The sequence below is a fragment of the Chryseobacterium sp. CP-77 genome, from assembly GCF_036362765.1.
Classification (GTDB): Bacteria; Bacteroidota; Bacteroidia; order Flavobacteriales; family Weeksellaceae; genus Chryseobacterium; species Chryseobacterium cupriresistens.
The window spans coordinates 4,493,636-4,506,756 of the sequence record NZ_CP143637.1 but is presented as its reverse complement, the minus strand read 5'-3'; the positions used below and the strand labels follow the sequence as shown (position 1 = coordinate 4,506,756).

At 36.6% G+C, this 13,121-nt stretch carries 13 protein-coding genes; 12 read left to right on the top strand and 1 reads right to left on the bottom strand.

What is annotated here, in order from left to right; translation table 11 throughout:
- Positions 1-74: 74 nt before the first annotated feature.
- Positions 75-1,280, top strand: coding sequence for an RsmB/NOP family class I SAM-dependent RNA methyltransferase (locus V0410_RS20255; RefSeq protein ID WP_227943664.1), 1,206 nt, complete (start codon positions 75-77; stop codon positions 1,278-1,280).
- 26 nt (positions 1,281-1,306) lie between these two features.
- Here the strand turns inward: V0410_RS20255 and V0410_RS20250 are convergent, their stop codons facing one another.
- The gene (locus V0410_RS20250) at positions 1,307-2,257 is read right to left on the bottom strand and encodes a hypothetical protein (RefSeq protein ID WP_330745398.1); all 951 of its coding nucleotides are present in this window, start codon (positions 2,255-2,257) and stop codon (positions 1,307-1,309) included.
- A 183-nt stretch (positions 2,258-2,440) separates the two neighbouring features.
- Between V0410_RS20250 and V0410_RS20245 the strand changes: the two genes are divergently transcribed.
- From V0410_RS20245 to V0410_RS20195, 11 genes are all read left to right on the top strand, one after another.
- The gene (locus V0410_RS20245) at positions 2,441-4,108 is read left to right on the top strand and encodes a GLPGLI family protein (protein WP_330745397.1); all 1,668 of its coding nucleotides are present in this window, start codon (positions 2,441-2,443) and stop codon (positions 4,106-4,108) included.
- 321 nt (positions 4,109-4,429) lie between these two features.
- The gene (asnB, locus tag V0410_RS20240) at positions 4,430-6,097 is read left to right on the top strand and encodes an asparagine synthase B (protein ID WP_110010871.1); all 1,668 of its coding nucleotides are present in this window, start codon (positions 4,430-4,432) and stop codon (positions 6,095-6,097) included.
- Between the two features lie 432 nt (positions 6,098-6,529).
- Positions 6,530-7,372, top strand: coding sequence for a hypothetical protein (locus tag V0410_RS20235; RefSeq protein ID WP_227944262.1), 843 nt, complete (start codon positions 6,530-6,532; stop codon positions 7,370-7,372).
- A 139-nt stretch (positions 7,373-7,511) separates the two neighbouring features.
- Complete coding sequence (locus V0410_RS20230) at positions 7,512-8,915, top strand: MFS transporter (RefSeq protein WP_330745396.1); 1,404 nt, start codon at positions 7,512-7,514, stop codon at positions 8,913-8,915.
- Between the two features lie 160 nt (positions 8,916-9,075).
- Complete coding sequence (locus V0410_RS20225; protein ID WP_330745395.1) at positions 9,076-9,951, top strand: pirin family protein; 876 nt, start codon at positions 9,076-9,078, stop codon at positions 9,949-9,951.
- A gap of 154 nt (positions 9,952-10,105) precedes the next feature.
- Positions 10,106-10,417, top strand: coding sequence for a GNAT family N-acetyltransferase (locus V0410_RS20220; protein WP_330745394.1), 312 nt, complete (start codon positions 10,106-10,108; stop codon positions 10,415-10,417).
- A 58-nt stretch (positions 10,418-10,475) separates the two neighbouring features.
- Positions 10,476-11,375: a pirin family protein gene (locus V0410_RS20215; RefSeq protein ID WP_202843359.1), complete on the top strand. Its 900-nt coding sequence runs from the start codon at positions 10,476-10,478 to the stop codon at positions 11,373-11,375.
- Positions 11,376-11,396: 21 nt separating this feature from the next.
- Complete coding sequence (locus tag V0410_RS20210; RefSeq protein ID WP_202843361.1) at positions 11,397-11,927, top strand: NADPH-dependent FMN reductase; 531 nt, start codon at positions 11,397-11,399, stop codon at positions 11,925-11,927.
- Positions 11,928-12,506: a TMEM175 family protein gene (locus V0410_RS20205; protein ID WP_330745393.1), complete on the top strand. Its 579-nt coding sequence runs from the start codon at positions 11,928-11,930 to the stop codon at positions 12,504-12,506.
- A 1-nt stretch (position 12,507) separates the two neighbouring features.
- Entirely contained in the window at positions 12,508-12,726 is a 219-nt protein-coding gene (locus V0410_RS20200; RefSeq protein ID WP_110010863.1) for a (4Fe-4S)-binding protein, read from the top strand.
- Complete coding sequence (locus V0410_RS20195) at positions 12,726-13,121, top strand: OsmC family protein (protein ID WP_330745392.1); 396 nt, start codon at positions 12,726-12,728, stop codon at positions 13,119-13,121. The genes V0410_RS20200 and V0410_RS20195 overlap by 1 nt, the downstream gene beginning before the upstream one ends.

Genomic DNA, 13,121 nt, shown 5'->3' with positions numbered 1-13,121 from the left:
CAATCTCCCCACCCAAATTCCAAACTCTCAATTAAAAGTCGTATTTTTGCAGATTCAAACAGCGAAGCAAATTTATGGAACTTATTCACAGAAACTTGGCAATCGGAATTCACGATGCCCTACAGGAGACATTTTTTGAGAAAAACAAATATGCCGATAAAGTTATTGAAAGACTTTTGAAAGCCAACAGAAAATGGGGAAGCCAGGACAGAGCCGTTGTTTCTGAAATTTTTTACAATATTATCCGTTGGAAGAAACGCCTTGAATACTATATGGGTGAAGGTGTAAAACCCAACAATATCTACAAACTGATTATTGCGTACTTACTTTGGAGTAAAACCAATTATAAAAAATTTGAAGAATTTGACGGAATTAAAATCGCCGATATTCTTACCAAACTTAAAAAGAACACTGTTCCTACAAAAGCGATAGAACACTCTATTCCTGAATGGCTTGCTGAAACTCTTGAAAAAGAACTGGGTGCCAGCTGGGAAAGAGAAATGATTGCTTTGAACGAGCAGGCTCCTACGGTTTTAAGAGCCAATTCTTTAAGAACAACCACCAAAGAGCTTATCTCTGATCTTTCAGATGAGGGTGTTGTTTCTTATCCTGTTAAAGGTTATCCTGACGCTGTTCAGCTGGAAGAAAAGAAAAATGTTTTCCTTACCACAGCTTTCAAAGAAGGATTATTTGAAGTTCAGGATGCTTCTTCTCAGAAAATCGGGTATTTCCTTGATGTAAAAGAAGGACAAAGAGTGGTAGATGCCTGTGCAGGTGCGGGAGGAAAAACATTGCACTTAGCTGCATTAATGAAAAACAAAGGTCAGATCGTAGCATTAGACATCTTTGAATGGAAGCTTGCAGAACTGAAGCGTCGTGCCAAAAGAGCCGGAGCCCACAACATTGAAACCCGTATGATTTCTGATAACAAGGTGATCAAACGTCTTCATGAAAAGGCTGACAGACTTCTGATTGATGCACCTTGTTCAGGTCTTGGTGTTTTGAAAAGAAACCCGGACAGTAAGTGGAAAATTGACCAGGACTTTATTGACAGAATTAAAAAGGAGCAGCAACAAATCCTTCAGGACTATTCTAAAATGCTTAAAAAAGGAGGAAAAATGGTATATGCTACCTGTTCTATCCTTCCGTCTGAAAACAATCTTCAGGTAGAAGAATTTATCAAAAACAATCCTGGATTCAAGATGATTAAAGATGAAAAAGTAATGCCTAGCGAAGGATATGACGGGTTCTACATGGCTTTGATTGAGAGAGTTTCTTAATCCAAATCCTCTAAACGATATTTAAACTACTCTATTTTTTGGAGTAGTTTTTTTTTGAAATTATAGACATAGAAATAGCTATAATTATCAAATAAAACTATTTTATCTCTGAATCTATCTTTTGAAAGCTGAAACGGATACCACGAACTATTTTTTACTTCTATTTTAGCCGATGTATTTTCATTTTTACCATCGAAGTATGTAAACTCGTTTGAATTATGAAAAATCAGAAAGAAGTTTGAATGATTAGAATCTAAATAATATCTGAAATCTTCAATCTTAAAATCATTCGTTAAAGGCTCCAGATAATTACCACCTGCCGGAGGTTTATGATCAATTCCAAAAATAAATTTTCCACTTTTCCATGAAATTTTAGTTCTTAAAAATCCATTGTTCAATAATTCAATATTATTATTGATAACTTCAGAAACTAATTTGGATTGGATTTTGCAGATTTTTCTAATAAAATTCTCAGAATTAACTAATATTTTCAACTTTTCTTCTCCATAATAATAAGCGGTAACAATATGTTTCCGATTAAGTTTTTTCCGATTCAGAATGGAATATTCAACAAGTTTCAAAACATCAACCACATTTATATTTCCACTTAAAATCCTCACAGATAAACCTTTATTATTACTTTTCAATAAAATACCTTCATCAAGAACTGCTAATTTATATTGAGAGTTATTATTTTCTAAAATAAAAAACTCTTGCTTAGGATCATGAGAATAGTATGTCTTTCTTTCAATCATAATCGTATCAGAACAGCCTAATTTTTCAGCAATAAGTTTAGATAATCTTCCAACAACCTGCATCTTTAACTCCTCTGATTCAATTGTTTTTTGGTCAAAATTAAACCCTGAAACAAAATACGTTTTTATATTTCCGAAGTTTTCTATCCTAACTTTCGGTTTATGTGCTTCTATAAAGTTTAATGACACAAGAAATATAAAAAAAAGAATTAACTTATTCAATGGTATTGTTTTTTTGATTGAACGCAATATAGATCAATTTATTTCAAACTCAATATTCTGTTAATTTAAAAAAATGTAACATTTTTTGTAACATTTACAGTACGTTTTCTACTAACTGTATAGATTAAACCGGTTTGACGCTGTGAGAAGTTAACAGTAACTTTGCAGCAAACTCATTTATTTATGCATACAAGAATTGTTTTCAATTTTCTGGCTGTTTTTTTATACTGTCTGTTTTCTGCACAGACCTATGAAATTCAGTACTCCAGTTCTTATAACGGAAAAGCATTAACTGATCAGCCTTCTACAATTATCTGGGTCAATGAAAAAGAAAATTTCATTCTTAACAGCACGATCAAAGAACAAAAAAGCAGCTATCCTTATGAAATCACTAAGGTGGAAAAGCCATCCAATACTATAGTTTCTTATGCCTTTTTAAAACCCGGCTCAATCATCTCAACCTCAGATGCTGAATCTGTAGGAAAACAGGATTTTGAACTGACCAATGAAACGAAAAAGATCTTAGGGTACAACTGTAAAAAAGCGGTTACGAAAGTCAATTCAAATACCATTGAAGTCTGGTATACGAATGACCTGAAGCTGAAAGGCGGCCCATCTGTATTGGGGCAGAATTTAGGATTGGTCCTGGAGGTGGAAAGAAATAAAAACTCTTTAACGACTGCCGCTTCAATCAAAAAAATAAAGAATGCCGGAATTGAAAGTATCATAAAAGGAGAAATACAGACAACTGATCAGTTGGGATATAAAGACCTTCTATGGAAAAGCAGATTTACCACGCTGAATGTTTTTGAAAACGAAATCATCAACTTCTCTGATGCCTCAAAATCTGACGGCCAGATAAAAAGATACGCCAAGGGAACTATTATCCTTAAAAAAGTAAAATTTCCTGCTATTACAGAGGGAGAGACTATTTTTGCAGAACTAAAACAGCAGTCGAACGGAGATGCGTATGACAGAACCGGAACTGTATTTTTTATTCCGCAGGATAAAGAAAAGTCGTTTTTTGACGGCTTGGAAAACGGAGCAAAAACCCTTCCTGTCTATGACAATGGAAACGGAAAACAATATTACGGGGTAACGGCTACCGGCAGCTACAGCCCTGCTATGGAAATGATGCGGTTTTTTACCGCTTTTGGCATTCAGAAGTTTAATCATATTCAGCTTAAGGGAAAAGAGTGGCAGACCATCAGCCCTTACCGGCAGGATATTACAGAATTAAAGCCTGCTTTATCCGGAAAAGAGCTTTGGATAGGCACTTTTATTGGAAATTATGATAAAGGAGGACACAAAGTAAGTCTTGATATTACGATTCATAAAAGCGATCAAAACGTTAATAAAAATAATGTAGCCATCCCGTTATTCAACACTTTAAACATTATGGAAATGGCAGGACAGGACTATTCTACCATGTTCAGTCAGGACAAAGGTCTACTTGTTGATTTCACTTTGGATAAAGATCTGAAAAATGCTCAGCTAAGATATACCTCAACAGGACATGGCGGTTGGGAAAATGGTGATGAATTTGTTCCAAAAGCCAATTCTATATTTGTGGATGGAAAACCCGTTTTTTCATTTGTACCGTGGAGAACAGACTGTGGTTCATACCGTTTATACAATCCGGCCTCCGGAAATTTCCAGGATGGTCTTTCGTCATCAGACCTCAGCAGATCAAACTGGTGTCCGGGAACGGTTACCAATCCTGAATTCATTCCTCTTGGAGATTTGAAAGCAGGAAAACATACGATTCAGGTAAAAATTCCACAAGGTCCTACGGAAGGAACAAGCTTCAGTTCATGGAATGTTTCCGGCGTATTACTGGGGGTTCAATAAAAACAAAACCTTCTTGCATGAGAATTGCAAGAAGGTAAAAACACAAATGATGAAAAAAAATTATTTCGAGCCACAAAGTAAGGGGTAAAATTTATATAATTACTTACCATAGATTAATAAATATGTCATTTTTATTTCGTATAGAGATTTGGCAATTTTAGTCCCAACGAAAAAAATTAATCAAAAACATCTTAATTCCAATAAATAGTTAAAATTTTTAACTTAAAAATATTAATTGATTAAAAATTTTCTCATTTAAACATTTTTAATTGTTATTTATAAACATCACTTTTACTTTTGTTCCATAAATAATAAAAAATTATGTGTGGAATTGTATGTTTATTTGACGCCAAGCAAAAAACCGAAGTATTAAGACCTCAGGTATTGGAAATGTCAAAAAAAATCCGTCACAGAGGACCGGATTGGAGTGGAGTTTTCCAGGATGAGAAAGTAATTTTTTCTCATGAAAGACTTGCCATTGTAGATCCAACTTCCGGAAAACAACCTTTATTTACGAAAGACGGAAAAGTAGTATTAGCCGTAAACGGTGAAATCTACAACCATAGAGAATTAAAAGAAGAATTTCCTGATTATGAATTTCAGACTCAGTCGGACTGTGAGGTGATCCTTGCACTGTACAGAAAATACGGAAAAGATTTCGTAGAGAAACTCAACGGAATTTTTGCCTTCGCTTTATATGATACTGAAAATGATGTTTATCTTATTGCCCGCGATCATATGGGAATCTGCCCGCTTTATCAGGGTTGGGACAAAAACGGAAACTATTATGTCGCTTCAGAATTAAAAGCTCTTGAAGGGGTATGTAAAAAAATAGAAACATTCCTGCCCGGTCATTTCGTTTACAGCAAAGATGGTGCTGAGCTTCAGCAATGGTACACAAGAGACTGGGACAGCTTTGATCATGTAAAAGACAATGAAACGGATATTTCAAAACTGAGAAAAGGTCTAGAAGATGCCGTTCACAGACAACTGATGAGTGATGTTCCTTATGGAGTACTTCTATCAGGAGGTTTAGATTCATCTGTTATTTCCGCAATTACTGCAAAATTTGCCCGCCAGAGAATTGAAAGCGGCGATACACAGGAAGCGTGGTATCCGAGACTTCACAGTTTCGCCGTAGGATTGGTTGGTTCTCCCGATCTGGCAGCAGCTCAGAAAGCTGCAGAACACATCGGATCTGTACACCATGAGGTTAACTTTACCGTACAGGAAGGACTGGACGCTGTACGTGACGTTATTTACCACCTTGAAACCTATGATGTAACCACCATCAGGGCATCCACCCCAATGTACCTTTTAGCAAGAGTGATCAAATCTATGGGGATTAAAATGGTTCTCTCAGGAGAAGGTTCAGATGAATTGTTCGGAGGTTATTTGTACTTCCACAAAGCTCCTGATGCAAAAGAATTCCACGATGAAACGGTGAGAAAACTGGGCAAACTTCACCTTTATGATTGTTTAAGAGCCAACAAAGCGTTGATGAGCTGGGGAATTGAAGGAAGAGTACCTTTCCTTGATAAAGAATTTATGGATATTGCGATGACGCTTAACCCTAAAGATAAAATGATCAATACTGCTGAAGGAAAAATTGAAAAATGGGTATTGAGAAAAGCTTTCGAGGATCTGCTTCCTGATTCTATTGCATGGAGACAAAAAGAACAGTTCTCGGATGGTGTAGGCTATTCATGGATCGACACATTAAAAGAAGTAGCTGAAAAAGAAGTAACGGATGAAATGATGGCGAATGCAAGATTCAGATTCCCGCTAAACACCCCTCAGAACAAAGAAGAATACCGATACAGAACGATTTTTGAAGAACATTTCCCAAGTGAAACCGCTGCAGCTACTGTTCCATCGGTTCCATCCGTAGCTTGCTCTACTCCTATTGCTTTGGAATGGGATGAAGCGTTCAAAAAAATGAATGATCCAAGCGGAAGAGCAGTGAAAGTGCATGAAACGTCATATTAGAAAATCGATTGATGAATCGTCAATGGTCAATCCGCTGCGCTTGTGAATTTGTTGCGGGATTCGGGTTTCGGGATTCGGGTTTCGGGATATTTTAACGCAGAGTACGCTAAGATATTTCCATTAGTGTTTAAGAACGATCGCAAAGGCGTTTCACTTAGCAACAGACAAACTGATATCCTCGCTGAACGAAGTGCGCTTGCGAACGAAATATATGGGATTAAAATTTAAACCTTGCGACCATAGCGTTTATTTAACCTTGCCAATAATATTAATTTACTAATTAAAATATATATTTTTTTTATTCAAACATATAACTCTCTCTGTTATAATTTATCAATCCTGTAGCAATACAGGATTTTTTCTTGAATTAACAATAACAATATGGCATAATTTAACTCACAATCCAAAATAATATCTAATAAATAATTATATTTGGAAAACGAAAATATCAATTATAAAAAAATGAGAAGAAACCTTACTGTTTTATTTGCCTTATTAGCGATTAGTTTTGCTTTTGGACAAGGGAAATATGGCAAATATCTGAATTCAAAGAAGCTTGCTTTGGCTTACAAGAGTGTGAAAGACCAGGATAAGGACGACTACTATCAACAATTCTACTGGCTGGTAAAAGCAGAGCAACTGAAAACTTATCCTCACCTTAAAGATATAAAACCTGTCGTTTTATATGAATTTGTAAAATATGTAAACCCTCAGAATCCGACCAAAAAACTGGATGCAAGAGGCAAAGAACTGAGAGCAACTGCAGAATTATCATTAAATCAATATTTTAAAAATAAAAAATTTGAAAACAATTCTGTTTTAATGTATAACCTTGAAACGTATGTAGATCCGTCAAAAGGGCAATATTATACTAAGGTTGATCCGGAAAAAATCAAAGAGCTTGTACCAAAAGAATTATTTGCTTTCAACTCATTCAACAGAAATATAGGAGAAGAAAAAACCTATTATCTCTGGATCGACAAGAAAAAAGATGATCTTAATATTGTAGATATCATTCCTAGCGAAAAAGAAGACAAAGCTTTTTATACCAGATTAAGACAATATCTTCCAAGCTATAAATTCTCAAAATATGTTCCTACTGTAAAAAAAGGGAACAAGTCTGACAAAACGGATATCGAATATTATTATATCATGCCTTTTGAACAGAATACTGATAACATCGAATACAAAACCAAGGACTTCAAAACTTTCACTTTAAGCCAGTACAGAAAAGCCGGTGATGAATGGAAAGGAGTAGAAAAACCTAGAAAATAAATCAAAAAGTCCTGTGAAATTTCACAGGACTTTTTTAATTTTATATGGATTTCTTTATCTAAGAATCAAAACGCTTAGAGTAAGCGGTTCTTCAAATAAAATAAGTCTGGGGATCTTTTTATAACCCAGCCGGTACAAAATGACAGAAGCAAATACACAACAGACCTCCGTAAAAAAAATACTTCCCTTAATTCTGGCCACTGCAATTTTCATGCAAATGCTGGATTCCACAATCCTGAATACTTCCCTGCCTGCTATTGCAAAAGATCTGAATGAATCTCCGCTCAATATGCAGAATGCTATTATCAGTTATGTTCTAACCCTTGCTGTTTTTATGCCTGCCAGCGGATTTCTTGCAGACCGGTTCGGGACCAAAAAAGTATTTATATTTTCTCTGGTATTGTTCAGTCTGGGCTCGTTATTTTGTTCTTTGTCTCAAAACCTCACCCATCTTGTTATTTCTAGGGTTGTTCAGGGAGTTGGAGGAAGCCTGATGACTCCTGTCGGAAAACTGGCACTCATCAAAACATTTGACAAAAACGAACTGCTCAAAGCCATGAACTTTGCTATTATTCCAGCACTTATCGGACCTGTACTCGGGCCTTTAGTGGGAGGTTATATGGTAGACTATCTTTCATGGCACTGGATATTCCTGATCAATATTCCGATTGGGGTGCTGGGAATTCTTTTAGGATTAAAATTCATGCCCAATTATAAATCTGATGATGTAGATTTTGATTTAAAAGGGTTCCTGATTTTTGCCGCAGCCTCTCTCCTGCTTTCTGTTTCACTGGAACTTTTCGGAGACATTCAGAATATCACACCTGTCTTATTGGTATTTATCATGGGATTTTTGTTCCTGTACTATTATTATAAACATGCAAAAAGAGGCGGAAATCCTATTTTCCCATTAAATCTGTTTCAGGTAAGAACTTTCCGTGTGGGTATTGTGGGCAATCTGGCGACCAGATTGGGAATCAGCTCCGTTCCGTTATTACTTCCGCTAATGATTCAGATTGCCTATAAACAATCTGCGGTAACTTCCGGCTGGATCATTGCTCCTATGGCTTTAACAGCTATATTCGGAAAATCCTCTGTTATAAAGATTTTAGATAAATATGGCTATCGTCAGACCTTAATGGTGAATACCTTTATTATCGGAACGCTGATCTGCCTGCTTGCTATTCCTGACATTCACACTTCTCTATATTGGTTTGTTCCCATCATTGCGGTACTGGGCTTTTTCAACTCTATACAGTTCACTTCCATGAACACTATTTCCATTGCCGATCTCCGAAATTTCCAGACCAGCAGCGGAAACTCATTACTCTCTGTCAATCAACAGTTAGCCATCGGTTTCGGAATTGCTTTCGGACTGATTGTTTTAAAGCTGTTCGAAAATACAGATCTGATCAAAGGAGAAATCCACAATGCTTTCCGGTTAACCTTTCTCACAGTAGGAATATTAACAATTCTATCCGGATTGGTATTCAGAAGACTCCATATTTCGGATGGGAAGAACATGCAGTCTAAGGAGGAATAATCAGGAAAAAAGTAAAATTATAAAAATAATGCATCTATGGCGGATTACTACGCGGTTCCGCCAATTTGTATTCTGTATTCTACCCTTCTACGAACTTAACACAGATCAATGCTTTTCGCATATATGTATGGTAATTTTGTTTACATAAATCAACAATGTGATGGCAACTAAAAAAATAGAAATCGTAGTATCTCCAAAACCTGCGCACTTTGTAGGGGATGGATTCAGGGTTCACAATTTCATTCCGGGAGTTCCTGGATTGGATATGAAAAGAATGGATCCGTTCATTATGCTGGATTATAATTCAAAATTTCATTTCAACGGATCAGACAGACCGAGAGGTGTCGGGGTGCATCCGCACAGGGGTTTTGAAACCGTAACCATAGCATATAGCGGAAAAGTAGAACACCATGACAGTGCCGGCGGCGGCGGTGTTATCGGAGAAGGTGATGTTCAGTGGATGACTGCTGCCAAAGGAGTTCTTCACAAAGAATATCATGAAACGGAGTGGGCAAAAGAAGGAGGAATTTTCCAGATGGTTCAGCTTTGGGTGAATCTCCCTGCAAAAGATAAAATGAGCTGCCCAAAATACCAGGCTATTGAAAACTCTACAATGGAAAGAGTTGATCTCGGGGATAATGGTTTTATAGAAGTGATTGCCGGAGACTATGACGGTCATAAAGGACCTGCAAGCACTTTCACTCCGGTCCATATGATGAACGCAAAGCTTAAATCAGGAGGAAAAGCGGAATTTAATTTCCCTTCTCATTTCAACACTGCGGCTTTGGTGATTGAAGGAAGTATTATTATTAATGGAGAAGAGAACGTTAAATCCGATCATTTTGTATTGTTTAAAAATGAAGGCGAAACATTTACCCTGGAAGCAAAGGAAGATGCTGTTGTTTTAATCATCAGCGGTGAGCCTATCAATGAACCTATTTACCCTCATGGTCCTTTTGTGATGAATTCCAGAGAAGAGATTATGCAGGCCTTCGAGGATTTTAATACCGGAAAATTCGGATACCTGGAAGATTAAAAGAATTAAATTTATCTTAATCTTTGATTATTCCTTTTTTTATTAACTTTATATAATGGCAAACCTTATAGGTTTTAAAACCTATAAGGTTTAATTGTCTTAACACGCAATTTCCTGCATTTATAGGAAATGCGGCACCCTTAGTACAAATATTATGAAACCAGAATTTGAAAATATACCTCTTGTAAAAGCTGAAAAAAGATTTGAAATAGAGTTCAACGGACATTTTGCATTCATCGATTACCGTGAAACCATGCACCAGATTTCTTTGATACATACAGAGGCAGAACCGGAACTGGCAGGAACCGGCGCAGCAGCTGCGGTAGTAGAAAAAACTTTGAATTTTATTGAGGAAAGCGGAAAAAAACTTCTTCCCTTCTGTCCTTATGTTTTCGCCTTTATTAAGAAACACCCTGAATGGAAACGTATCGTGGATGAGAGATTTGAAGGCTATGACAAACTGTAAACCTTCATCAGAATTCATCAATTTATTTAAATAACATTTTAAAAAGTATCACATCATTATGTCAAATATTGGACTTATCATTGAAGAAAAAGCAGCAGATATCGGAAATTTCCTGGTAGGAAGACTTCTTCCTTTCCGTGAGAAGAGAGCCGTTGGACCTTTTGTTTTTATCGACCACATGGGGCCTTCAGAATTAAAAGATTATCAGAATCTTGATGTTCCGCCACATCCGCATATCGGATTATCTACCTTAACTTACCTGTTGGAAGGGTCTATCTTTCACAGAGACAGCATTGGAAGTGCTATAGAAATAAAACCGGGTGCCGTTAACTGGATGACTGCCGGAAAAGGAGTGGTACATTCGGAAAGAACGCCTGAATATTTAAGACACAGTGATAAAAGACTTCACGGATTTCAGATCTGGGTAGGTCTTCCAAAGCATCTTGAGCAGTCTGAGCCTACTTTTCATCATATTGAGGCAGATGAAATTCCGGTTTGGGAAGAAGATGGTATTCAGTATAAATTAATTGCCGGTGAAGCATTCGGAAGAACATCTGCAGTTCCGGTACACAGCAAATTATTTTTCCTTGAAATTAAAACAAAAGAAGCCAGAAAGATCAGCATAGGAAAAGATCTTTATGGAGAAGCGGCCATGTATGTTCTGGATGGAACAGTAACTACCGATGGAAATTCTTATGGTTCCAAACAGCTGATGATTGCTAAAGATACCAAACTTTGCGAATTTGAAATGAGCGAAAACGGAACGGTTTATCTTTTCGGTGGTGAGCCATTCGATGAAGAACGTTTTATATTCTGGAATTTTGTTAACTCTGATAAAGAATTAATTGAACAGGCAAAAGTAAACTGGAATGATCAGAATCACGAAGCATTTCCTCTGGTTCCAGGTGACGAAAATGAATACGTGCCCCTTCCTAAGGCTATTTTAAACCGAAAATAATTTCAGTTCAGATTATTAACTATGAAAATATTAGCATTTGCCGGAAGTACATCTTCCACGTCTATCAACAGGGAACTGGTAAAGTTTGTTCTGAAAGATTTTCAGGATGAGGAAATCAATCTGATTGACCTTAACGATTTTACAATGCCCGTATTCTCTGTAGATCTTGAAAAGAAAGGTTTTCCGGATGAAGCGCATCAGTTTTTAAAAGCGATTGAGGAATGTGATGTGATTATCTGCTCTCTTGCTGAGCACAACCGTTCTTACAGTGCAGCTTTTAAAAATGTTTTTGACTGGGCTTCAAGAATTAACGTAAAAGTATTTCAGAATAAACCTATGCTTCTGATGAGCACTTCTCCAGGAGGCTATGGCGGCGGAAATGTGATGAATACGGCAAAAACATTTTTCCCACAGTTTGCGGCAGACATTAAGGATACTTTTTCATTGCCAAAATTCTATGAAAATTTTGATCTGGAAAGCGGGGTCATCAATCCTGATATGCTGAATGATCTGAAAGGTAAAATACAAAACTTTAAAAATCAGATAAAGTAAATGAACAAAGGAAGACTGGAGGCGTTCAGTGATGGTGTCCTTGCTATTATTATCACCATTATGGTACTTGAACTGAAAGTACCTGAAGGAAATAGCTGGGCCAGTGTCAAACCTCTTCTTCCTAAGTTTCTGGCTTATATTTTCAGTTTTATATATGTAGGAATCTACTGGAACAATCATCATCATTTGTTCCAGACAGTAAAGAAAGTAAATGGCAGCATTCTTTGGGCCAACCTTCATCTTCTGTTCTGGCTTTCTCTGATGCCAATTGCCACGGAATGGATCGGAACAACAAATTTTGCAAAAAATCCCGTTGCAGTCTATGGTATCGGGCTCATTATGTCGGCTATTGCCTATACTATTCTGGAACATGTTATTATCCGTTGTGAAGGGGAAGATTCAAAACTGAAAGCAGCCATCCATTCGAAATATAAAGAGTATATCTCAATTGTATTTTATGTCCTGGGAATCGCTACTTCATTTTTTTATCCTTATATTGCCATAGGTTTTTATTATATCGTGGCTCTTATATGGCTGATTCCGGACAGAAGAATCGAAAAAACATTAAAAGAAAATTGATATGGAAACACACGAATATCCTAATGGAAACATTACTGTCATCTGGCAGCCTAAGAAATGTATTCACTCTGCCATATGTGTAAAAACACTTCCAAAAGTCTATAATCCTAAAGAAAGACCCTGGATAAAAGCAGAAAACGCAAGTCCTGAAGAACTTAAAAATCAAATAGACTTATGTCCTTCAGGTGCATTAAGTTATAAATTCAATACAGAAAAATAATGGCGGTAACGGTAAAAGCAAGTTTAGGAAAAACAAAATATTATACAGAAGTAACAGCCGGCGAAAACACAATCATTACGGATGAACCGATTGATAAAGGCGGACAGAACAAGGGTTTCAATCCGCTGGAAATTCTGGCTACGTCATTGGCAAGCTGTACAGCAGCAACCTTGAGAATGTATATTGAAAGAAAGGAATGGGATATAGAAAACATCAATGTAGAAGTAGAGCTTGAAAACTTTCCATTAACAAAAAGAGCAGTTTTCAAAAGAGAGATCAGCTTTGAAGGTATTCTGGATGATGAGCAGCGTAAAAGGCTGCACACTATTGCAGACGCATGCCCTGTTCACAAAATATTAACCAACGACATAGAAATACTAACTAAATTCTCGTAA